The organism is Geodermatophilus sp. SYSU D01180 (assembly GCF_054050415.1).
This window is the reverse complement of the sequence record NZ_JBJGZH010000003.1, coordinates 172,675-195,166: the sequence shown is the minus strand read 5'-3', so window position 1 is coordinate 195,166 and position 22,492 is coordinate 172,675. Positions and strand designations below refer to the sequence as shown.

20 protein-coding genes and 2 tRNA genes are annotated in these 22,492 nt (G+C 73.7%); 5 read left to right on the top strand and 17 right to left on the bottom strand.

Going from position 1 to position 22,492, the window contains the following annotated elements; translation table 11 throughout:
• Nucleotides 1-114 precede the first annotated feature (114 nt).
• The 3 genes from ACI8AA_RS04925 (at nucleotide 115) to ACI8AA_RS04915 (ending at nucleotide 1,222) form a co-directional block, all read left to right on the top strand.
• Entirely contained in the window at nucleotides 115-405 is a 291-nt protein-coding gene (locus tag ACI8AA_RS04925) for a hypothetical protein (protein WP_457043430.1), read from the top strand.
• Between the two features lie 269 nt (nucleotides 406-674).
• A complete protein-coding gene (locus ACI8AA_RS04920) occupies nucleotides 675-950 on the top strand; it encodes a type II toxin-antitoxin system Phd/YefM family antitoxin (protein ID WP_457043398.1) in 276 nt (91 codons plus the stop codon).
• Entirely contained in the window at nucleotides 947-1,222 is a 276-nt protein-coding gene (locus tag ACI8AA_RS04915) for a type II toxin-antitoxin system RelE family toxin (RefSeq protein WP_457043397.1), read from the top strand. The genes ACI8AA_RS04920 and ACI8AA_RS04915 overlap by 4 nt, the downstream gene beginning before the upstream one ends.
• A 383-nt stretch (nucleotides 1,223-1,605) precedes the next feature.
• Here ACI8AA_RS04915 and ACI8AA_RS04910 read toward each other — a convergent pair whose 3' ends face one another.
• The 4 genes from ACI8AA_RS04910 to ACI8AA_RS04895 all read right to left on the bottom strand — a co-directional run bounded on the left by ACI8AA_RS04910 (nucleotide 1,606) and on the right by ACI8AA_RS04895 (nucleotide 6,562).
• A complete protein-coding gene (locus ACI8AA_RS04910) occupies nucleotides 1,606-3,123 on the bottom strand; it encodes a hypothetical protein (RefSeq protein WP_457043396.1) in 1,518 nt (505 codons plus the stop codon).
• A 949-nt stretch (nucleotides 3,124-4,072) separates the two neighbouring features.
• Nucleotides 4,073-4,144, bottom strand: a tRNA-Arg gene (locus ACI8AA_RS04905).
• 1,275 nt (nucleotides 4,145-5,419) lie between these two features.
• Entirely contained in the window at nucleotides 5,420-5,788 is a 369-nt protein-coding gene (locus tag ACI8AA_RS04900; protein ID WP_457043393.1) for a hypothetical protein, read from the bottom strand.
• 375 nt (nucleotides 5,789-6,163) lie between these two features.
• Nucleotides 6,164-6,562, bottom strand: coding sequence for a hypothetical protein (locus tag ACI8AA_RS04895; RefSeq protein ID WP_457043395.1), 399 nt, complete (start codon nucleotides 6,560-6,562; stop codon nucleotides 6,164-6,166).
• Nucleotides 6,563-6,634: 72 nt separating this feature from the next.
• Between ACI8AA_RS04895 and ACI8AA_RS04890 the strand changes: the two genes are divergently transcribed.
• On the top strand, nucleotides 6,635-7,177 hold the full coding sequence (locus ACI8AA_RS04890) for an RNA polymerase sigma factor (RefSeq protein WP_457043394.1): 543 nt from the start codon (nucleotides 6,635-6,637) through the stop codon (nucleotides 7,175-7,177).
• A gap of 453 nt (nucleotides 7,178-7,630) precedes the next feature.
• Nucleotides 7,631-7,712: transfer RNA gene (locus ACI8AA_RS04885), tRNA-Tyr, on the top strand.
• A gap of 493 nt (nucleotides 7,713-8,205) precedes the next feature.
• Here the strand turns inward: ACI8AA_RS04885 and ACI8AA_RS04880 are convergent.
• The 13 genes from ACI8AA_RS04880 to ACI8AA_RS04820 form a co-directional block, all read right to left on the bottom strand.
• The gene (locus ACI8AA_RS04880; protein ID WP_457043393.1) at nucleotides 8,206-8,574 is read right to left on the bottom strand and encodes a hypothetical protein; all 369 of its coding nucleotides are present in this window, start codon (nucleotides 8,572-8,574) and stop codon (nucleotides 8,206-8,208) included.
• 94 nt (nucleotides 8,575-8,668) lie between these two features.
• Nucleotides 8,669-10,066 carry a fibronectin type III domain-containing protein gene (locus ACI8AA_RS04875; protein WP_457043392.1) on the bottom strand — a complete coding sequence of 466 codons (1,398 nt, stop codon included), beginning with the start codon at nucleotides 10,064-10,066 and terminating at the stop codon, nucleotides 8,669-8,671.
• A 120-nt stretch (nucleotides 10,067-10,186) separates the two neighbouring features.
• Nucleotides 10,187-11,899 (bottom strand): Hsp70 family protein, encoded by a 1,713-nt coding sequence (locus ACI8AA_RS04870; RefSeq protein ID WP_457043391.1) that lies wholly within the window; start codon nucleotides 11,897-11,899, stop codon nucleotides 10,187-10,189.
• Nucleotides 11,900-11,906: 7 nt separating this feature from the next.
• Nucleotides 11,907-12,398: a hypothetical protein gene (locus ACI8AA_RS04865; protein ID WP_457043390.1), complete on the bottom strand. Its 492-nt coding sequence runs from the start codon at nucleotides 12,396-12,398 to the stop codon at nucleotides 11,907-11,909.
• 164 nt (nucleotides 12,399-12,562) lie between these two features.
• On the bottom strand, nucleotides 12,563-13,888 hold the full coding sequence (locus ACI8AA_RS04860) for a LuxR C-terminal-related transcriptional regulator (protein WP_457043389.1): 1,326 nt from the start codon (nucleotides 13,886-13,888) through the stop codon (nucleotides 12,563-12,565).
• Nucleotides 13,889-13,910: 22 nt separating this feature from the next.
• Nucleotides 13,911-14,093, bottom strand: a complete 183-nt coding sequence (locus tag ACI8AA_RS04855; RefSeq protein WP_457043388.1) for a hypothetical protein — start codon at nucleotides 14,091-14,093, stop codon at nucleotides 13,911-13,913.
• An 80-nt stretch (nucleotides 14,094-14,173) separates the two neighbouring features.
• The gene (locus ACI8AA_RS04850) at nucleotides 14,174-14,689 is read right to left on the bottom strand and encodes a hypothetical protein (protein WP_457043387.1); all 516 of its coding nucleotides are present in this window, start codon (nucleotides 14,687-14,689) and stop codon (nucleotides 14,174-14,176) included.
• Nucleotides 14,686-16,587, bottom strand: a complete 1,902-nt coding sequence (locus ACI8AA_RS04845) for a dynamin family protein (protein WP_457043386.1) — start codon at nucleotides 16,585-16,587, stop codon at nucleotides 14,686-14,688. The genes ACI8AA_RS04850 and ACI8AA_RS04845 overlap by 4 nt, the downstream gene beginning before the upstream one ends.
• The gene (gene grpE / locus ACI8AA_RS04840) at nucleotides 16,584-17,177 is read right to left on the bottom strand and encodes a nucleotide exchange factor GrpE (RefSeq protein WP_457043385.1); all 594 of its coding nucleotides are present in this window, start codon (nucleotides 17,175-17,177) and stop codon (nucleotides 16,584-16,586) included. The genes ACI8AA_RS04845 and grpE overlap by 4 nt, the downstream gene beginning before the upstream one ends.
• Complete coding sequence (locus ACI8AA_RS04835) at nucleotides 17,174-18,652, bottom strand: dynamin family protein (RefSeq protein ID WP_457043384.1); 1,479 nt, start codon at nucleotides 18,650-18,652, stop codon at nucleotides 17,174-17,176. The genes grpE and ACI8AA_RS04835 overlap by 4 nt, the downstream gene beginning before the upstream one ends.
• A gap of 113 nt (nucleotides 18,653-18,765) precedes the next feature.
• Nucleotides 18,766-19,833 (bottom strand): C39 family peptidase, encoded by a 1,068-nt coding sequence (locus ACI8AA_RS04830; RefSeq protein WP_457043383.1) that lies wholly within the window; start codon nucleotides 19,831-19,833, stop codon nucleotides 18,766-18,768.
• Between the two features lie 348 nt (nucleotides 19,834-20,181).
• Nucleotides 20,182-21,030 carry a formyltetrahydrofolate deformylase gene (gene purU / locus ACI8AA_RS04825; protein WP_457043382.1) on the bottom strand — a complete coding sequence of 283 codons (849 nt, stop codon included), beginning with the start codon at nucleotides 21,028-21,030 and terminating at the stop codon, nucleotides 20,182-20,184.
• 10 nt (nucleotides 21,031-21,040) lie between these two features.
• Complete coding sequence (locus tag ACI8AA_RS04820) at nucleotides 21,041-22,414, bottom strand: L-serine ammonia-lyase (RefSeq protein ID WP_457043381.1); 1,374 nt, start codon at nucleotides 22,412-22,414, stop codon at nucleotides 21,041-21,043.
• Nucleotides 22,415-22,492 lie beyond the last annotated feature (78 nt).

Genomic DNA, 22,492 nt, shown 5'->3' with positions numbered 1-22,492 from the left:
GTCGCACGGCCGGGGTGGGCTTCGCTCGAGGCGACTCGCCACACGTCGTCGATCTCCAGTGACGCCGATGCGCGGGTCGCGGTCGCGCAGCAGGCCGGCATCAGCGAGACCCTGGTGGCCCAGGTCGTAGCCGCCGAGCGCGGCCGCGTCACAGCGCGGTCGGACCGTCTCGCCGAGGCCGCGCCATCGGTGCCGGCCATCGCGACGGCGCTCCTGATTTGCTGCGTCGCCATCCCCGTCGTGTCCACGGCCGCGCTCGCCGGCCGCGACATCCGCCCGAGCCTGCGGTGGACTCTTCTCGGCGTCCCCGCGCTCATCTCCACGGCGTCGCTGTTCGTGATCCTCGACCTCGACGGACCCTTGGCGGCACGGCCAGGATCGACCCGCCGGCCATGCGCGCCGTAGAGGAGCAGATCGGCACCTCGCCCTTCGGCGCCTACCCTCCGTGTGACCTGTCAGGTGCCCGCCGTTGGGTGGACTGGGGCGCGTCTCGGCTGCCGGATGGCGGCCTCAACCGATCCCGGCCACGACGCAGAACGCGTCGCCCTCCGTCGGCGGTGACCCTTTACGGCACTTCGCCTCGCCCACGAGGGCGCGTGAAGCCACACCGCATCCCCTGGCGACCCCGGCCGCGCTCCTTGACCAGAGCTGGCCAGCTGACCACAATTGAGGTCATGACGACGCAGTCGCTGGCGACGGTCAAGGCGCACTTCAGCCAGGTGATCGACGAGGTTGCCGGCACGCACGAGCGCGTCACGGTCACCCGGAACGGCAGCCCGGTCGCGGTCATCCTCGCCGTCGAGGACTACGAGTCGCTGATGGAGACGCTGGAGGTCCTCTCCGATCCCCGAGCACGCTCGGAGATCAGGCAGGCCGAGGAGGCGATGGCCGCCGGAGAGGTCTACGGCGAGGCCGAGGTGCGGGCCGCACTCGCGGCCCGCCGGCGGTGAGCGGCCCTCGTCGCCACACCGTCGTCCTCTCGGCGGCGGCCAAGCGGGCCATCGAGCGCGACCTCCCCGAGCGGATGGCTGTCGCGGTCGTCGACTTCCTCTACGGGCCGCTGGCTGCGGACCCGTACCGCGTCGGGAAGCCGCTGCGGTTCGATCTCGAGGGCTACTGGTCCGCGCGACGGGGCCAGTACCGCGTCGTCTACTCGATCCACGAGGACGAGGTCCTGGTCAGGGTCGTACGCATCTCGCACCGCGCCGACGTCTACGGCTGACCGATACTCCGTGCCGGTCCGGACGCGACAATTCGCCCGGTAACCCACCCATTGACGCTCGACGCCGACCTGCGGTGTTGCCGGTCTGAACAGCGCTTTCGGGTTTCGCTCCCCGAAGATGCCGGGCGAGCCGACGCGGGTGCAGCCGTCGCGGGCACGGAAGCCGGCCGACGAGAACGCCCGATCCCGGCACGACCGAGGCCTGGAGAGGCTGCCGCGCCCGATGACCTCCGCCGATGGCGATCCGCCTCGACGCGGCCAGTGCGGTGCCCGTGGCCGAAGCGGCGGGCTCGGGCGCATCGGCCCCCGGTGTCCACGGATGTCGAGGCCCAGGAACGCCGCGCGCCACGAGCCATGCGGGCTGCTCCAGGACACAACGGAGATCAGTCCCGCGCGGCGATGGACGCAAGCAGCCAGTGCTCCCCCACTGACCACCCCAGCAGGCGCCGCCCTGCTCCTCCGTCGGCGACGCCGGCAGCGTGGAAGCGACCGCCGGCGACCACGTGCGCCAGTCCGTCGACGACCGGCCGCAACTCCACGGCGGTACCCGTCGACGTGGCCTCGAGGAGGCGCCGCACCGTGACCCGTCGGAACTCGTCATCGCAGAAGCTGAGCAGGTAGATCGCCTGTCGCCAGGCGTAGGAGATGCGCCTGATCGCTGCCGAGGCGGCGTGCTGCCGGCCAGGCAGGTGAGCATGGGTGTGGAACACCCACGTCAGCACCCGCTCGGCCAGCTCCGGCGCTCGCTCCCGAAGGACCGTCTGCAGGTCGAGCCCGACGGTCAGTACGGCCAGGTTGTGGGTGGTGAGGATCTGACTCTGCTCGAGTACGGCGCCATTCGCAGCGACGCTCCAGGAGCGCCCGTCCCGGCCCGCCTCGGCCGCTCGGGTGCTGCACAGCACGGTGAAGTCGACCGCCTCCCTGCTCCACCGCCTCTGCACGTGCGTCCAGCCGTTCGACCCGGATCCGGAGGCCCAGAACTCCGGGCCAGGGAGGTCGTAGTAGCGGGCGTACAGCGAGTCCTGCAGGCACTCGCTGGCCACCTGCGCAGCGGTCCGCCACTTCGTCGTGAAGGTACCCGTGAAGATGTCCGCAGCCACCTCTTCGACCAGGTCCAGCCGCACGTCCCCCGCGGTGGCGAGGGCGCCGAACTCACGTACCAGCGGATTGGGGAGGATCCGCTCCGGGAAGGCGTCGAGAGCCAGCAGGACCGCTCGTTGCAACGCCTGTCGGGCCACGTGGGCTGAGCGACCTCGAGCGCGGAAGCCGGAGAGGCTCGTGACCCACGGCAGTTCCTCGAACCGCACCTGGTGCTCGAGGCCGAGCAGCAGCAGGCTGCGCCGACACCGGAACGCCGCGTACGTGCGGGCGTACAGGCCCGCGATCACCGCGTCGTCGATGCTCGCCGACACGTACTGCGCTGTCACCTGCGGCAGCACCCGGGCGAGGACCTCGCCCGAACTGATCACGCCCCGGTCGATCAACTCCTCCACGGGTGCCTCGAGAGCACGGCTCACCGCCCGGACCACGGGCGCGGGCACCGCCACGCCGTTCCCGATCGCGGGCGCCTCCTCTCCCGTGGTGTCCCCGACGACCGTGTCGAGGGCCGGGAGGCCACCGTCCGCGGGAAAGCGGTCGAGCCGGCCGGCGACGACGTGCGCCAACACAGCATGCGTCGGCCGGCCGGCGGCCTCAGCCTGCGCGGTGCGCACCGCGGCCCTGGTCTCACTGCCGGGAGTGCCGTGCCGCGTGATGGTGTTGGCCAGCGCTCGCCGTACCCAGCCCACGTCACGGCCGGACAGGCCGGCGCCGTCGTCCCCGGCGATCTCCAGCGCACGGCGGAGCCGGGTGAAGTTGCTCCTGGGGTGCTGGTGCCGGGTCGACGCGGTCGCCTGCTCCACCAGGGCCTCGTAGCGGGTGAGCCACTCGGCGCGCCTCGCAGCCCAGACGTCCGGGAAGCGGCGGGCGGGCCAGCCGCCCTCGATCTCGACGACGCCGCCGCGGCTGACCAGGTGTGGTAGTCGCCCGTCGACGGTGTCCGCCCACAGCGCGACGAGGTCGTCGTAGAGCGGGTGCCACGATGCGAGCGCCTCCCGCATGGCGACGACCTGCGGAGGGGCGTGACCGCACGAAGGGTCGCAGCGACCCTGCCGACAGGCTCCAGGTGGACCGCGGTCCCGGTCGGCACCGGCCGACCGGTCAGTTGTGGGGTGAACCGCAGCCGGTGCAGAAACGGGCGGAGAGCTGCGAGCAGGTCGAGCGCTGCTCCACCATGACCACGGTCGACCAGGAGGGCCACGACGGCCAGCGCCGCGTGCTCGGGCAGATCGATGCGGTAGTGCTCGCTCGTCAGCGCCGCCAACAGCTCGGCCTGCCCGGCGTCGCTGAGGTACCAGAGATTGAGCCGCTCACGGGCTGTCGATCCGGGTCCAGGAGGCAGCTGAGCGAGCCGGGCGCGCTCGTCGTCGTCCAGTGGCTGCTCCGCCGGGTACCGGCCGGTCGTGAAACCGCCGGTGACCACCTCGAGGGTCACCCAGGCCGGGGTCTCCGTCACCGGCGTACGTGAGCCGATGCTCAGCTCACCGCTCGCGATGCCACCGAGCACCGCCTGCCAGCGGTCGACCTTCGCCGCGGCGCGCGACCGCGTGGCCTCGTCCCCGGACGTGGCGGCGGTGTACAGCGCGTCCCACAACCGCCCCACGGCGTAGTGCGACGAGGTCTCGGCCTCGGGCTCCTCGTGCATGGGTACCTCGACCTCCCGGACCGGACCTGGGAGCGAGGACCGGACTCGCGCCCTCCCGCTCGAGCGGCGGGTGGTCCACCACCGGTCTGCTCCAGGACGGGCAGCGGACATGGAGGCAGGACTCGAACCTGCGCCCTCCCGGTCCGAAGCCGGGTGATCTACCGCTGATCTACTCCATGCAGTGCGACGCGCACGGTAGGGCCTCCGACCGTCTGCGTCGAGCGGGTCCCGTCCGATGACCTCGGATCCACGGTCGCGGTCGGGAGTCGAGGGGATCGGTCCGTTGCGAGAACGGAGAGGACGTCACCCTCGCGTCAGTGTGATGTCCCAGGCCGCTCGAGTGGGAGCGCACTGGAGTGCACCCGTTGTCGTCTCCGTGTAGCCGCCCACGAGGCGGCCGTCCTCGACGGTGACGGTCAGCAACCACGAAGCCAGGACGAGGGAGCCGTCGCACGTCGGCGAGACCTCCGTCGGCACCGGTCCGCGGGCGCTGTAGCCGCCCGCCGAGGGGCTCAGGACCGAGGACATGTAGCCCTCCAGCGGGACCACGAAGCACGGCCCGGACGAGCCACACGTGATCTCCAAGCGGAACGGCAGACCGGGAGGACAGTCGTTGCTGAACCCCTCACAAGCGGTGAGCGTGCCCTCGCCCACCCACTGACCGATGATCTCCTCGGTCGGCGGTGCCTCCGCAGGAGGCGGGGCGGGGCTCGTGGGAGGCGGAGGCGGCGGAGTCGTGAGCGGCGGACTCGCCGTCGGGCCGGTCGACGGGGCCGGAGACGGAGGGTCCGTGTCCGTGGACCCGGAAGCGCTCTCACCCGCCGCAGGTGTGGCGCTCCCCCGGACGAGCTCCCCCTCCGAGGGACCCACGAGGACGTAGAGCACGAGCGCGATCACGACGAGCGCCGCGACGACCAACGGGAGGCCCACCGTGACCCAGCGCTTCGCCTGGCCGGTCGGGGGGGCCGGGGGTGGGGGTGACTGGCGCGTCGGCACGGGCCGCTCGTCAGGACCGGCGGGATCGGCCATCCGTCACCCCTCCTCACCGCGCGCACTCGGCAGGAAGCGCCCGCGCGCGTGTTCGCGCGTTCCAATCCACGACTGCCACGGACGAACCGTCGTGTGCGGAGGTGGGACGGTATCTGCACGACCCACGGGCGGACAGTCCCAGCGGTGCAGGACGATCGGCCGGACCCATGGCCCCGAGCGGGGACTCCACCCGCACGGGCCGCTGGTGACGTCTCCGGACGGGCGACCGGACGCCGGTGTCCGCACCGGTCGCGTCACCGCCGGCACCGGGATCACTCCCTCCGTGCACGTCGGTCGCCTCCCCGTGTCCGTGCAGGGACAGCAGGCACCACCGTCTGCTGCACGACACCTCGTGGGCCGGCCACTGGCCGGGCCCGCAGGTCGCGCTCCCGGTCAGGGGCGGCGGACCTGCGGGCCCGGAGCGGTCAGTAGCCGTCGACGAAGCCGTCGACCCACGGGTCGGGAGTGAAGTCCCCCGGCTCGTAGAACGTCGGCTGTCCCAGGTAGGGGTCGTAGACCACCGAGGTCCCCGCCGGGGCCAGCCCCGCCCAGTTGGCCGCGGCCGCGTCGAGGTGCCCCAGCCCGGTGGCGACGGACACCCCGTCCACCGGGACCACCGCGCCGGCGTCGGCCGGGCCGCACTCCAGGTCCGCCAGGATGTCGTAGCCCAGGGGCCCGGCCAGCACGTCCACCGCCTCCGGGGTGGTCGGGTCCGGCAGCGCGCTGTTGGTCCAGGGCGAGCCGATCGTCATCGAACCGTCGGGATTGATCACCAGGTTGCCGTAGTCACTCATGCCCACTCAGATCCCCGGCCCGCACCCGATGTTCCCGGCCACCCGGACCCGGCCCCACCCGCAGCACCGACGACCGCCGCACCGGCGCTGCAGTGCTCGACCCCGCGCCTGGACCGCGTGGGCCCCTCCGCTCGGACCGGGTGCCATCACGCAGCAGCGTCATGCGGCCACTCCTCCACGCGGAGCCCCTCGGCCGGCAGGCGGCGCTCGGTGGATCGGTACGGACGAGCGAGTGGTCGTCACGCAGGGACCAGGCTGGTCAGGTCCCTGCCCGGAGCCGGGGTCCACCGGTCTTCCGGCGCACCACCGACCTCTCCGCGATCGAGCCGTGGCCCGGCAGCGTGCTCATGCGGTGGGCCTGCCGCGGCCGCCCGGTCACAGGACGTCGTCAGATCCCCCGTCGTCCACGGCAGCAGCAGTGCCGGTGTCGATGGCATCGGTGTCGTACCAGTCGTCCGCCGGCCACTCCCCGGTGGTGGACTCGGCCGACGGGACGCCAGGCACGTCGTCCCCCACGGGGGACGCGGGCGCATCGGGCTCCGGGTCTCCCTCAGCGGTGCCGGCCGGCCCGCCCGGACCCGTCAGCAGGTCGTCGACGTCGTCCCTCCCCCCGTCCTCGTCGACGGTGGAGGTGAGAGCCGCGAGCCAGGTGTCCTCCGACAGCGGTGGCGGGGCCTCGAACACCGAGCGGTCGGCGCCCGTGGCCTCCTCCGGCGCGTCGGCGGAGAAGCCCTCCATCACCAGGAACCCCTCCTGGTCGAACTCGATGTGCATGTCGGTCGTCCCTTCTCACCGTCCTCGCACGCGGTCTACGCTGCCGCCACGATCCGGGCACCGGGGAGCGGCATGGACACACGCGCCGACGAGGAGTCCTCGCTGGCCAGCTCCGCAGCCGCCGGAGACGCCGAGGCCTTCGCCGCTCTCATCCAACCGCACCGTGAACGGGTGTGGGCCGTCTGCTACCGCATCACCGGGCAGCGGCAGGATGCCGAGGACGCGCTCCAGGACGCGCTGACCGCCGCCTGGCGCAACCTCGCCAAGTTCCGCGGTGAGGCACAGTTCGGCACGTGGCTCCACCGCATAGCGGCCAACGCGGCGCTGAGGGTGGTACAGCGGCGGCGGGAGGAACCGGTCGCGGAGGTCGGGGACTGGGCAGGTCGAGAGACGCCCTTCTCCACGACGCTCGCGGAGCGGGACGCGCTCCAGCAGGTCCTGGACCTGCTGCCGCCCGACTTCCGGACGGCTCTCGTCCTCCGCGAGTACGCGGACATGACCTACGCGGAGATCGCCGCCTACCAGGGCGTCGGCGTGCAGACGGTGAAGAGCAGACTCAACCGCGCCAGGAACGCCGTGCACGCTCTCCTCCTCGAGTACGGCTACCAGCCGTAGCTCCCGCGTCCGACTCTCCTGGTTCAGATCACCGGGAAGCCGAGGATGTTCCCGACGTCGCGGTACTGACCCCTGCGGGTCCGGGCGACGCCGGTCGGCCGGGCCGTGGTGCATCGGGACCCCGTTCGAGCAGCGGTGGGACCCCGAGACCACCGGACGAGCCACCCCGGGGCGCCGGGAACATCCGGGGGCTGTCCCCTGATCCAAGGGGACGTGAGCGAGTCGGACCTCCACGACGGGACGGCCCGGGGACCTCCGAGTGGTCGGCTCGGCGACGACGGCCCGGGACGGACACCCAGCGGCGTCGACCAGGACGCCGGCTGCTGTGGGCCGCGAGCCCGGCGCCTTCATGCCGTGGTCGCCCGTCCCGTGACTGCACGACGAGGGCGGCGTCTCCCGGTGACCAGCCGACCAGCCAACGACACAGGGGGCGCACCGCCCGCTGTTCCTCTCGCGGGACATGTCCCAATGGTTTGGGAGGGTGCCTGTAAAGCACCTGCCACCGGCCGACTGGGTTCGATTCCCAGGTCCCGCACCTCGACCTCGTCCGCGGGGTCGGTCCCCACCGGCATCCCGACCCCGCACAGGGACGGAACGAGCCGCGCTGAGGCTCCTGACGGGGACTCGTCAGGCCGCCGGGGGACCGACACGACCTGCCCCCGACTCCCCCGGATCCGCGCGGACCCCTCGAACGGGCACTCCGGGCATCGACGTGCCGCCCCTAGGTGCAGGTCGCTCCCCGGCCGGCGGGAGTGAGCGAACCGCCCGGGGACGCTCCCGCCCTTCCTCGGTCGTCGCGCCGGGACCCCGACGCCTGACGTGGCGTCGTCCACCAGGGGCACCCGCCGAGGTCGCCTCCGGAGGCTCCACGAACCCCGCCCGGTGCGGTGGAGCGGTCTCCCGGGGACCGGGGTCCCCTCCTGGACGTCGAGGACGCCTGACCCGGTCCACGGTCGATGAGGTGTGACACCCGAGGCCCGCAGGTCGCGTTCCCGGTCAGGGGCGGCGGACCTGCGGGCCCGGAGCGGTCAGTAGCCGTCGACGAAGCCGTCGACCCACGGGTCGGGAGTGAAGTCCCCCGGCTCGTAGAACGTCGGCTGTCCCAGGTAGGGGTCGTAGACCACCGAGGTCCCCGCCGGGGCCAGCCCCGCCCAGTTGGCCGCGGCCGCGTCGAGGTGCCCCAGCCCGGTGGCGACGGACACCCCGTCCACCGGGACCACCGCGCCGGCGTCGGCCGGGCCGCACTCCAGGTCCGCCAGGATGTCGTAGCCCAGGGGCCCGGCCAGCACGTCCACCGCCTCCGGGGTGGTCGGGTCCGGCAGCGCGCTGTTGGTCCAGGGCGAGCCGATCGTCATCGAACCGTCGGGATTGATCACCAGGTTGCCGTAGTCACTCATGCCCACTCAGATCCCCGGCCCGCACCCGATGTTCCCGGCCACCCGGACCCGGCCCCACCCGCAGCACCGACGACCGCCGCACCGGCGCTGCAGGTCAGTCGCAGAGGATCGGGGACTGGAGGAAAGCGGCGTTGAGGTCCCCGACGGACCGGTCCGACGTCCAGACGACGAAGAGGTCGAACAACTCCAGCCCTGGGTCGACGAAGGTGAAGAGCTCGAAGGGCGCCCCGTCCGCCAAGGTCCACTCGGTGAACTGGCCTTCCGTCGAACCGCCGGTGCAGAACCACGTGTCGGTGAACTGGCCGGACCCCGGAGTGATGAAGGACTGGAGGTCGTCGGCCACCTGCTGTGCGCTCGTGAACCGGTCGACGAACGCGACGATGCCGTTGTCGAACGTGCAGCGAACGCGTTCGACGGCCGCGTTCGATCCGTCGGGTGCTTCGAACGCGCATCGGTGCGGGGCAACGGGGTCCTGCAGGCCGGCCTCCGGCGTCACCGGGAACAGCAGGGGGAACGCCGAGGCGAAGGTCTGCATGGTGCCCCAGGGGGCCACGTCCACGGCCACGTCCGTGGACGACCGGCCCCCGCCGTCGTCGTCCACGGCGGTCACGGTGTACGAGGGCCTGCCGACCTCCGACTGCTCGTCGGTGTAGGTGGTGCCGGTGACGTTGTCGGCGATCGAGGAACCACCCCGGCTGATCTCGTAGTGCTCGGCACCGGCCACCGGCGCCCAGGTCAGGGTGACCGTCAGGCCGTCCGCGGTCGGGGGGTCCACGGCCGGGGACGGGAGCACCGCTCGTACCGACTCGGTGGCGGAGACCTCCGACCGCTCCCCCGAGTCCTCCACGGTGCGGACGGAGTAGTCGTACTCGGTACCGCCCTCCACCTCCGTGTCGACGTACTCGGTCTGGGTCGTCTCGGCCAGCAGTTCGTCATCGCGGAGCACCTGGTAGCCAGCAGCGTCGGTGACCGCGTCCCAGCGCACGGTGATCCTCTCCTCCTCCGCGGCCACCTGGAGACCCCCCGGAGGGACCGGGCCTCGGTCGACGAGCAGGAGCACGGCGACCACGCCACCGGCGACGAGCAGCACCGCGCCGATCACGCCGGCGAGCAGCAGGCCCCGACGCCTGCGGGGCGGGACCGGGCGCTGCGTGGACCGACCCGGTCCCGGCGGTGGTGGGAGAGGCGCCCCCAGGGCCGCGGCCACGGTGACCACGGCCCACTCGGCGTCGGGTCTGGCGAGGCCACGCCGGCCTGCCAGCTCAGCGGTCATGCGCTCCATCTCGACACCCAGCCGGTCAGGGGGCGTGTCGAGGATGCGGCGGGCGATGCCGTCCTCGAGTGCAGCGCTGAGGAAGGCGGTCTGCTCGGACGAGTCCGGTGCGGCGTCGTGGAGGACTGCCCGGACCCGGCGGGGGTCGTCCAGGAAGGACGGTCCGCACCGCTGCACCCACTCGCTCAGGACGTCGCGTACATCAGTGGGTGTCGCCATCGAAGACCCCCGTGGGTGGGACGAGTCCGTCACAAGGTAGGGGTCGACCTGTGGAACGACAATGCCCTGAGCTGCGGTGACCCGTCGTCGCCCGGTCCTCGGCCGTCGGGCCGGGGCGGGTCAGCAGAGGGCGCCCGTGACGACGACCAGTTTGGGATCCGAGCCGGTGAGGGGCTCGACGCCGAGCGCGTCCCACAGCCGGCGGTGCACCAGGGGGATCCGCGAGGAACCCCCGGTCATGTAGACGGCCTGCAACTGGTCGGGCCGTCGTCCGGACTCCCGGATGGTGGCCACCATCACGTCGACGGTCCGGTCGACGAGCGGCGCGATCAGGCGTTCCAGGTCCTCCACGGTGAGGGTGACCGTCTCCTCGACCCCCGGCACGAACACCGTCCAGGACGGGTGCGTGGACAGGGCCTCCTTGGCCGCCCGGACCTCCCGCTGCAGTTCGCGCCGGCGGCGGCGCCACACCATGTCCGGTGGATCCGATAGCGCTGCCCACGCCGCCGGGTCACGACCGGCGACGACACCACCGACGTGCCCGAGCAGCAGGCGGTCGAAGTCCACACCGCCGAGCGGGTCGATGCCGGCGGGTGGGCCGGCGACGGCCCACCCGGTCTCGGTGCGCTCCACGACGGCAGCGTCGAACGTCCCGCCTCCCAGGTCGTAGACCGCGGCCACCGATCCCCGGGTGACGTCGTCGTCGGTGGTGTAGGCCGCCGCGGCCGCCACCGGTTCGGGGACGAGCGTGACGTCCCCGAGCCCGGCCCGGGCGGCGGCTCGGCGCAGGACCGCCAACCGTGGTCGGCGCCAGTCCGCGGGATGGGTCAGCAGGACCTCCCGGCCCTTCCCCTGCTGGCGGTCCAGCTCCGCGGCGGCGTGCCTCAGGACGGCGGCGACGAGGTCGACCACGGCTGTCTCCTCGCCGCCCAGGACGACGGTGTCATACCCCATGAGCCGCTTGGGCGTGGCTTCGAACGCCTGCGGGTACAGGGCCGCCTGCGCCTCGGCGAGTGATCCGACGAGCAACGACCCGTCGGTCAGGCGCAGCACCCCGGACGGGGACCTCGTCAGGCCGCTGTCGAAGGCGATCGTGTGCACCCTCCCCTCGCCGTCCCGCACGGCCGCCGAGGTGTAGGTGGTCCCGAAGTCGATCGCCGCCGACCGTCCCGACCGGGGCGGCCCCGAAGCCGTCCTCGCCGCCTCCTGCTGCGGTAGGGCGGTCACCCCCGCCGTCGCGGCGTCCAGCGCCATGCTGCAGACCCCGCGCAGGACCCCGGGCAACTGCTCGGGTCGCGGGACGGAGACGGGCGGGGCGGCCGAGGACCCGACGAACCGCCGGAGGACGTCCAGATCGGCGTCCGGACCGAGACCGACGGCGAAGCGCTGCGCCTGCACGCCCCGCGGAGTGTCCGCGAGCGCGCGGATCCCCTCGTCGACGTCGTCGGTCGGCTCGCCGTCGGAGACGAGGACGAGCACCGGGGGCGGTGCTCCCGGCTCCGCGGGCGACGCTCTCAACACCGCCGCCACCTCCCGGAGTGCGGCACCCAGGTCGGTGTAGCCGCCGGCCTCCTGCAGCTCCGGCCACACCAGGTGCTCGACCGGGACAGGGTCACGGACGTGCCAGCGACTGCCCGACGAGAACAGCAGCGCACGCACGAACAGGCGGATGCGACGGTCCCTGGCGACGACCCTGCTGTGCCGGAGGGCGTCACGGATGGCACGGTCGACCGCGCCCAGTCTCCCGTCCACCCGCATGGAACCCGAGCAGTCGACCAGCCAGACGAGGTCCAGGGGTGTGATCTCGGAGCCCGGGTCCGAACGTTCGTCCATCCGCACCTCACCGTCCGTCGGACACGGCGCGCGAGCCTAGCTCCCGTGCCACCGGGTCACCGGCCCCGCGAGCGCGCCTTCGCGCCGGCCACGGCCGCCTCCTGTGGGCCGCGACGCCCGGCGGCGGCCGTGGACCCCGGCTCCGGGTGGCCATGTACGCGACCACCGCCTCTCGGGTGCTCCTGGCACCCAGCGCGTTCCGCGCCGACGCGAGCCGCCGGTGAGCCGTCCGCACGGAGAGGAACGACCGCGCGGCCGCCTCGGGGACGGACGCTCCGCGGGCCAGCTCGTCGAGAACGGCTGTTTCCTCAGCGGTCAGCGGCCGGAGGGTCGCCCCTCCGGCCGGGGCCTCACACGTCCCCACCGGCCCCAGCCGTACCAGCTCGCCGATCAATCCCTCGGCGACGACCGGGTCCTCGACGTCGACCACGACGACCAGCCCGACGCCTCGTGCAGCGAGCTCGACGACGTCCGGGACGGTGGCCTCGTCGACGGTCACCCTCACCACGAGGGCCCGGCCGCCGAGGTCCCAGGGCTCACGGGGGACGTCCTCCCGACCGGTCAGCGTCCATCCGGCGGCACGCAGGGCCGTGGCGGCGGCGTCAGCCGTGGACTCGTCGGGGGCGACCAGCAGCGGGGACGGCCCGTCCGGTACGTCCGTCCTCACGGGAGCTCTCCGGTGACGAGGAGCACGGCGGCCTCGGTGCGGTTACGACCGCCCAGCTTGGCCACTGCTGACCGGACGTGGGTCTCCACGGTCCCGGTGGAGATCTGCAGGCGCCGGGCGATCGCCGCCGTGGTCCTGCCCTCGGCGACCAGCGACATGACCTCCACCTCCCGCTCGGTGAGCTTGGCCGTGACCGCCCGACGGCGCGCGGCCGCCGCCGCACCGGCGTCACCTGCGGCATCGGCAGCGTCGGCCGCCGCGTGCCAGAGTCGACGCCGCCGCTCACCTCGCGCGAGCTCGGCGGCGCGCGCCAGCAGCCGGGCCCGCCCCGCGGGGGCCTGCCCGGGAGCAGCCCGGACGGCGGCCTCGACCGCCCCCTCGGTGTCGCCGGATGCCGCGAGGTGACGCACCCGGTCCCAAGGATCCGGACTGGTGCCGGCGAGGTGACGGTGGAGGCGGGACAGCGCCTCGGGGGAGGCCAGGGTGGCGGCGACGGCGTGGGTGGCGGCCGAGGGGAAGGCCAACAGCGGATCGTCCCCGGGCCGTTCCTCCACCGCCAGGCCGTGCTCGACCAGCTCCGGGGCACCGGAACCGAGGCGGCGCGCTCGGGTGGGACGACCCGCGAGCCCGAGGGCGACCAGTGCCGTCCGACCTGCGACGGTCAGGTCACGAGCGCGGACGGCGAGGGCCCGCCGCGCCGAGGCGCTGTCCCCGGTGACCATCGCCAGTGCTGCTCCCGGGTTGCCGTGAGCAGCGGTCACCACGCGCGCCACCTCGGCGGTGGGGGCGAACGGGTCCACCCGGCGGACCAGGGCCGCCACGTCCTCGTCGGAGAGCGGACCGAGCCGGACCACGGCTCGTGCCGCCGACCGGGCGACCCCGACCAGGTCCGTACCGTCACCCCGGGGCGCCTCACCGTCCGGTCCGTGGTCGGTCACGCAGAGCAGGGCACGGATGGACGTCGCGGCGGCCACGGCGACCCGCACGGAGTGCGCGTCGGCCCAGTGGACGTCGTCCAGGAAGAGGATGCCGTCCCGGACGAGCGCGACGGTGAGCGTGACCGCGTCCTCGGGCTCCGGAGGGAGGGGGACCCGGATCGCGCGAGCGAGAGCGATCCCGGGGCGGGCCGCCAGGGAGGGAAGCCCCCCGCCCATCCGCACGTCCCGTCCGGTCCTCCGGGCGGCTGCCACTGCCACGGTGGTCTTGCCGACCCCCGTCGGGCCGGTGACCAGCTGCAGCCCCGGGTCGCCGAGCGCTTCCCCGAGCGCCGTGACGACCTCGGACCGTCCGATGGCCTGTGGCGACGAGTGCAGCAGGTCCACGGACTCGTCCAGCCGTTCCGGTCTACGCGCCGCGGAGGACCCGGTGGAGCGTCCTCTGGCGGCGGCCGGCCGTCGTGCCGGACCGCCCGGCGCGCCCCTCGGTGGCGTCGGGCACGTCGGTCACCGCGGGCGGGGCGCCCCCCGTGTCCAGCGACGTCTCGACCCGGTGGACGCTCAGCGAACGGCGCACGGTGGGATCACTCATCGGGTCTCCCGTCAGGGACCAGCAGGGAGGGGAACGCTAGGCCCCGGAAGCGCCGAGTGGGTCCCGTTCCGTGCCGGCGCTCAGGTCCCGAGCTGCTCGAGCAGGCGGAGGAGTATGCGGGCGGCCTGTTGGTCCAGGGCGTCGGAGCCGCGTTCGGCGACGACCCGGAGCATCTCCACGGCGTCGCCGGCCGCCGCTGCCGGGCCGAGGGCCGCCCGGTCCCACAGCAGCCGGGCCGCCTGGTCGACGTCGGCGTACCCGAGGACGTCGTCATCAGCGACGACCGGGTCCTGCTCGTCCGGGAGGACCGACGGGTCGACCCAGTCCACGGCGAACCACTGCTCCAGGTCGTCGTCCACCTCCCCGTTCCCGTTCTCCGCGGGTCCCGCGTCGTCCGGCTCGCGCGGACCGACCTCCGGACCCTCGACGTCGTCGGCCCCGGCGGGGTGACCGTGCTCGGCGGGGGCCGGCCCGAGGTCCGGTCCCTCCTCGGGCCCCAGCTCCGGGTACGACGCCGCGGCGGCCCCGGGGACGAGCTCCTGCGGGGGATCGCCGGAGGTGTCCTCGGGTGCGGGCAGGTCGGGGGACACGTTCACCCCCCAGGCTTCGTCCGCCACCCGGGCTCGACGGCGAGCGGGGTGGCCAACAGGCCGTCGACCCGCTCGACGGCCTTCGCGAGGGCCCGACGCTGGCCGTCGAGGGCCTGCCTCCGGGTGGCCGACTCGGCCGCGGACCGCTGCCGGGCAGCCTTGGACGCGTCGAGGAACTCCTGAGCCTCGCTCCTGGCCTGCTGGAGCGCGGTCCGGAACGCCTCGGCGAGGTGGAATCGGGCCTGGATGCTGTTCCGCTCGACCTCTGACCGGATGGCGACCTCGGCCTGGGTGATCCACGTGAGCACCGCCGAGCGGACGTCGGCCTGTCTGCCGCTGTCCCGGTTGACGAACGACCGGAGGGCGATCCCGGCGATGCCTCCGACGGCTCCCAGGGCCCAGCCGATCGGTCCCAGGCTGAGGCCGGTCACCCACCCGAGGGCGGAGCCGGCGCCCGTGGCCAGCCCAGTGCCCATGAGCCAGCCGAAGTACAGGTCGAGCACGTCCTTGATCCCGTGGGACCGGTCCGGTGGCAGGGACTTGGGAGGAGGCAGCAAGAGGGGCGCGCCTGGGCCGTCGAGCGCCGTCACGACCGACTCCGGCGCGGAGAGTTCCTCGAACAGGTGGTCCGCGATGACCCGGAACCGGCGGCAGGTGGACTCGAGGGCTTCACGGGCGACGACGTCCAGGTCCTGCTGCAGCTGGTCGCAGAGCTGGGCGAAGGTGGCGTCGTCCGGAGCCCTCCGCAGCGTCCGCAACCGCTCGGTCCACCGGTCGCGCTCCTCGTCCACCCGAGTGGCCAGCTGGCGGCTGAGGTCGATGCGCAGCTCGGCGAGCTCCCGTTCGAGACGCGGCGCCCACGTGCGCTGCTCGTCGTCGAGCTCGACCAGTCGGCGCTGGTACTCGGCCACGGCTTCCTCCAGAGCGGGGTCGGCCTGCAGCTGCGCCAGGCGCAGCACGAGCTCACGGTCGGCCCGCTCCGCGATCGACCGAGCGGCGCGGAGCGCGTTGGCCGCGGCGAGTGCCTCGGTGGCCGGCGCCAGCTCGGTGCGCAGCACGCCGAGGAGCTCGCCGACGCCGGACTCCTCCCAGTCCTCGAGCGCATCCGTCACGCCCTGGTCGTCCATCGCACCGGCCACCTCGGTCGGGTGTGCGCCGAGATCGTCGAGAGCGCGGGCGGCGAGCAGCGAGTCCACCGGGACCCAGCGCGCGGAGGTGAACCGTGGTGCGACGGCCGCCAGGTTCGCCCTGTTCTCGGCCAGGACCTCGGACCAGCCGGGTCGAGGACCGATCTTGGTCAGGGCGAAGACGACGGTCTCCACGTGTGCTGCGGCCTGGCGGAGGAAGTCCAGTTCCACCCGGGAGAGGGGAGCGAACGCGTCGGTGACGAACAGCAGGGCCGACGCCCGCCCGGCCGCCTCGAGGGCCGCCGTCGCGTGCGTGGCGGCGAGCCCACCGGCACCCGGGGTGTCGACCAGGACGAGGTCGTCGAGCCAGGGCGCCTCCACCACCACCTCCGCGTAGCGGACCGGAGCCGCTGCGTCGGGTGTCACCCACGCTCCGAGATCGGCCACGTCCACCTGGACCGGCGGCGCGCCGTCGGCGAGGTGCAGGGTCGCCCCGGGACGCTCGCCGGCCTGGAACACCAGGTAGGTCGCGGTCGTGACGGTGACGTCGGTCGGTGAGGTCCCCGGCCGGCCGACGAGTGCGTTCACCAGGGACGACTTCCCCTGCTTGACCTCCCCGACGACCACGACGACCGCTCGCTCCACGGCGCGCGCGGCCGCCTCGGCCTCGTCGACGGCCCGGGACAGCCGTTCGTCCACGGCCGCGACCGCGGCCCGCACGGTCCCGATCGCCCGGGTGAAGGCCAGCCGTGCCGACGCGACGGCCGGGTCGCTCATCGCTGCTCCTCCCACACCACCACCGCTGCTCGCCGGTGGAGCACCTCGTCCTGCCGGAGGCCGACCCGCTCGACCACGGCGATGGTGCCCGGGGCGGTACCGGTGACCGCCGCCTCGGTGCTCACGGCGGTGTGCACCGAGGGGTCGAACGGATCTCCGGGCGCCGGGGCGATCACCTCGAAGCCCGCGCTGCGGATGCCGTCGTCCAGCCGCGCGCGCAGTGCCGGGTTCTCCAGCAGGTCGCGGACCTCGAGCACCCTCTCGACGAGGCCGTCGGGGTGCCGCGGGGCCGACCCGGGGCGGGGCGCCGCAGACGGGACGGATCCGCACGCAGGGGCGTCGGCCGGTTCCTCGGACGCCCGGGCGAGCGGACCGCGGACGGTCGCAGCGAGGAGCGCGCCGCCGACGGCTGCGGCCAGCACGGACGCCCCTCGGGCGACGAGGTCCGCAGCATCCAGGTCGCGCGCGGACCACACCGTGACGGTGAGTGCGCCGGTCACGAGGGCGGTGCCGAGGACGGCCGCGACGAGCAGCACACGGAGCCGCGGCCGCAGGCTGCCGGGGGCCTTCACGGGGGGTGCGCTGGTCATCGAGCGCTCCCATCCGTCCTCCGGAGGTGGATGCTCCGGGCCGCGACCCGGGCCACGTGGGCGTCGGCGGGCGCCGCGTCGAAGGCGAAGCGGGCGAAGCGCTCACCGAGCGCGCGCAGGTCCGGCCGTGTCTCGCCGTCCCGGCCGGGGCCGACGTCCACCAGTCGGCGGAAGGCGACGTCGAGATCAGCCGGCAGCCACGCCCGGCCGGCGGCCAGTTCACCGAGCGCGTGCAACTCGTCGATCGCGTGCATCGCCGGGTGGAGACGGAGCAGCTCGACGTGGTCACCCAACCAGCCCCGCGCGGAGTCGCTGAGCGACCTGTCGTACGCGAGCCTGTGGAGCTGTTGGAGACCGGACGCCGCCTTGAGCACGTCCGCACGGGACGCGAACACGCTCTCCACCACGGACCGCACCTCGCGGATCCGGGAACGACCGGCCAGGACGGTGGTCAGCGCGGCGGCGCTCCGTGCCCCGTCGCGAACGGCGGCGACAGCGCTGTCGATCCCGTACAGGGACAGTCGTGCGAGCAGGGACGCCCGCACCGCCCCGGCCACGGGGGCCTCGCGACTCACGAAGGCGTCCGCCGTCCGCAGCAGGCGGCGCAGGCTCCGGTCGTCGAGGCCGGCCAGCTGGGCCAGGGCATCGGCATCGGTCTCGGTGAAGGCCCCGGCGGCCACGGTCTCGGCGAGCAGGCCGCTGACCGGCACCACGTCGGCCACGTCATGGGCGAGACGGCTCCTGAAGTCGGCGGCCAGCCGCTCGGCGGCCGGCCACGGGTCCTCGCCTGGACCGGTCAGCAGATCGGCCTTGGTGAGGACACCCAGGGTGTTCACGGGAGAGTGGGAGTCGACAGCCGCCGAGACCCTCCGGAAGGACCCGATGGCGTCCCGCTCGTCCGCCCGTAGCGAGGCGGCCAACACGAACAGGACGGCGTCCGCCCGGCCGGTGGCGGCCGTGGACCGCGCGTCCACGAGGGCCGCCTGCGCGTCGGCCGGTCCGGCTCCCAGCACGGCCCCCGCCCGGGCGCTGTTGGTACCGGTGGCAGAGGCCAGACCGGGGGTGTCGATGAGCGTCAGCCGCTCGAGCGCGGCGACCGGGAGCCGCACCACGAGTCGGTCCACCTCGCCGCTCGGCACCCCCAGGTCCTCCGGGAGTCGCCCGTCCGGGGAGAGCCGGACGGTGCGTGAACCGCCGTCACGGAGGACCACGTCCACCTTCTCGGCCTGCCCGTGGCGGTACCAGGTGACCACCTTCGTGCACTCGGTCTCCCGGGTCGGGGCGATCCGCCTCCCCAGGAGCGCGTTGACCAGGGTCGACTTCCCCGAGCTGACCCGTCCCGCGACGGCCAGACGGAGCGGCTCGCGCATGGTCCGGCCGATCCGCGCGGCACGGTCGGTGAGTGCGGGGTCGCCGACCTGGGCGGCCCGGTCGCACAGGTCGGCGACCCTGGGGGACAGCGCCTCCCTGGTCATCGTGGGATCCGGTCGGGGACGATCCGGGCGCCGGGAGCGGCCTCCCCCGATGGGCCACCCCAGCCGACGCCGTCGTGGACCCGGCCGACGAGGCTGGCGGGCACGTCCCGGCCCTACGGGCTGACCAGGTCCGCGATGCGGGCGACGAAGGTGAACGGGAGCAGCACCAGCCCCGTGGCGTCCTCCGGCAGGAGCGGACGCGGCGGCTGGGCGGGCGGCTCGCCGGGCTCGACGGCCGCGGCGCCCAGGGGCGTCTCCTCCCCCATGAACGGAGGGTCCCTGTCGGGCAGCAGGCCGTCCAGGTCGACGGTGACGGCGGCCTGGTCCTCGGTGAAGTCGGTGACGATCATGTCGTTTCCGGAGTCCGCCCATGCGTCCTCGAACTGGGCGAGCGGCAGGACCGCGCCCTGCCCGTCGGGGGCACCGGGGTCGTTGAGGTAGACCAGTCCGTTGGTCAGGTCGATGCCGGTCACCACCACGGCGTGGTTGTCGTCGACGCCCTGGTCAGTGGTGTCGTCGTCGACGCTGCTCCAGATCTCGTGGGCGTCCAGCCCCACCATGACCGCCCGGCCCGCGTCCAGGGCCTCGACGAGGTGCCCGGTGTCCCCGAACGACGCACTCACGTCGAGCCCGAAGGACTCGCAGAGCCGCATCATGTCGGCCGTGTCCATCCCGGACCAGTCGTCGGCCGAGTCGATCCCGGGCTCGCCGTCCATGGCCGGGTCGTACTCGATCAGGCCGAGCTGGAGGGCCCGGTCGAGGACCACGTCGTTGGTCACCATGGGACTGTCCAGCACGTCCGCGATCACCATGGCGACCGCCGTCGGGGCACAGGTCCCCTGGCCGTCCCCCTGGTACAGCCAGAACTCGGCGTCCTCGGCAGGATCACCTGCGACGACGGCGGTCGGGTCGACGATGACGGTGGCGGGGTCGATGAACCCGAGGTCCGCACCGTCGACGTCCGCGAACCCGGGCGGCACCGTTCCCGTGTCCAGCTCCGTGTCCGGCACGGGGGCGTCGGCCGGCTCGGTCACCCTGTCGAGGCCGGCACCCAGACCGTCACCGGCCTCGACGACGTCGCTCCCCGGGGACAGGTCGACGGGATCGGCGGGCAGCACACCGCTGTCGTCCGGAGCAGGTGCCTCGACGGGCTCCAGGCCCAGGGGGTCGTGGATGCTCATGGGGACCGTCCCCTTCCCTCGTCGGTGGCCTCCCTCACGGAGGTCCGCGCACCGCAAGGGTGGGCTCGCGACGCCCTCGCGCCATCCCCGAACCGTGCCATCGACGGGGCACGGCCCGATGCACGGAGGCGGGGCCGGAGCAGGGTGGCGGCCACGCGCCCGGGCCCGCAGTCCCCCAACGGCCCATCGAGTCGTGCTCGAGCGCCACCTGCGGACCAGCCGCTCCGGACAGCGCTCCCGAGTTCCGCTTCCCCGAGATGCCAGGCAAGCCGATGCGCGTGCAGCCGTCCCGGGCCCGGAAGCCGGCCGGCGAGAACGCCTGATCCCGCGAGCCCTCCTGCGGCCGGCTCAGCGGAAGACGACCGTGCTGTTGCCGTTGAGCAGCACCCGGCGCTCGCTGTGCCAGCGCACCGCCCGGGACAGCGCCAGGGCCTCGGCGTCCTGACCGACCGTGGCGAGGGCGCGCGGGTCGAAGGTGTGGTCGATGCGGATGACCTCCTGCTCGATGATCGGCCCCTCGTCCAGGTCGGGCGTGACGTAGTGGGCCGTCGCGCCGACGAGCTTCACGCCGCGGTCGAAGGCCTGGTGGTAGGGCTTGGCGCCCTTGAAGCCCGGCAGGAACGAGTGGTGGATGTTGATCATCCGGCCGTGCAGGGCGGCGCACGTCTCGTCGGAGAGCACCTGCATGTACCGGGCGAGCACGACCAGGTCGGCCCGGTGCTCGTCGACCAGCTCGAGCAGCCGCGCCTCGGCCTCGCGCCTGGTCGCCGGCGTCACCGGCACGTGGGAGAACGGCAGTCCCGCCGCCTCGGCCATCGGGCGCAGGTCCTCGTGGTTGGAGACCACGGCGACCAGGTCGGCGCCGAGGCTGCCGGCCCGCCACCGGAAGACCAGGTCGTTGAGGCAGTGGCCGAGCCGGGACACCATGACGAGCACGCGCTGCGGCTTGCCCCCGGTGACCTGGTAGGTCATGCCGAACTCGTCGGCCACCGCGCGGAACCCCTCCGACAGGCGGTCGGCGTCGGTGTCCTGCGCGCAGACGAACGCCGTCCGCAGGAACAGCTGGCCGCGGACCGCGTCGTCGAACTGCTGGTGCTCGACGATGTCGCAGCCGTGCCGGAACAGGAACGAGCTGACCGCGTGCACGATGCCCGGGCGCTCCTGGCAGCTGAGCGTGAGGGTGAACGGGTGGGACACGGGTGCCTCCTCAGCACTCCACGAGGTTGAGGGCCAGCCCGCCGCGGGCGGTCTCCTTGTACTCGTCCTTCATGTCGGCGCCGGTCTGACGCATCGTCCTGATGGCCGTGTCGAGCGGGACGTGGTGCCGGCCGTCGCCGCGCACGGCCATGCGGGCCGCGGTGACGGCCTTGACCGAGCCGACGGCGTTGCGCTCGATGCACGGGATCTGCACCAGCCCGCCGACGGGGTCGCAGGTGAGGCCGAGGTTGTGCTCGATGCCGATCTCGGCGGCGTTCTCCACCTGCTCCGGCGTCCCGCCGAGGACCTCGGCCAGGCCGGCGGCGGCCATGGAACAGGCCGAGCCGACCTCGCCCTGGCAGCCCACCTCCGCACCGGAGATCGACGCGTTCTCCTTGAACAGCAGCCCGATCGCCGCGGCGGTGAGCAGGAACCGCACCACCCCGTCCTCGGAGCAGGAGGCGACGAAGTCGCGGTAGTAGTGCAGGACGGCCGGGACGATGCCGGCGGCGCCGTTGGTCGGCGCGGTGACCACCCGCCCGCCGGCCGCGTTCTCCTCGTTGACCGCCAGGGCGTAGAGGGTGACCCACTCCATCGCGCGCAGCGGGTCGGTCTCGTCCGCGGACGCCTCCAGCTGGGCGCGCAGCGCGGCGGCGCGCCGGCGGACCCCCAGCCCCCCGGGCAGGACGCCGGTGGTCCGGGTGCCGCGCTCGACGCACTCCTGCATCACCGCCCAGACGTGCAGCAGCCCGGCGCGGACCTCCGCCTCGCCGCGCCACGAGAGCTCGTTGGCCAGCATCACGTCGCTGATCCGCAGCCCCGTCTCCCGGGTGCGGGCCAGCAGCTCCTCGCCGGTCCGGAAGGGGTACCGCACCGGCGTGCCGTCCTCGACGGCCACCGCGGCGCCGGCCTCGTCCCCGTCGAGGACGAACCCGCCGCCGACCGAGTAGTACTCGCGCCGGCTGACCTCCCCGCCGGCCGCGTCCAGCGCCCGGAAGCGCATGCCGTTGCTGTGGAACCCCAGCCGCTCCCGCCGGTGCAGCACGACGTCGTCGTCCACGGAGAACGCGATGGGCTGCTCGCCGGCCAGCCGCAGTTCCCCCTCCCGCCGGATGGTCTCGACCCGCGGCTCGACCGCGACCGGGTCGACCAGGTCGGGTCGCTCGCCCTCCAGGCCGAGGACGACGGCCTTCACGCTGCCGTGGCCGTGCCCGGTGGCGCCGAGCGAGCCGAACAGCTCGCACCGGACGCCGGCCACCTCCCCGAGCAGCCCGTCCCCGGCCAGGCGCGCGGCGAAGGTGCGGGCGGCCCGCATGGGACCGACGGTGTGCGAGCTGGACGGCCCGATGCCCACCCTGAAGAGGTCGAAGGCGCTGATGGTCATGCCGGCCTCCCGCTCCCCCGCCGCGATGGGACCCTGCGGCGCCAGGTACACCGTTGGTATATCAGTAGTAGTCTGACG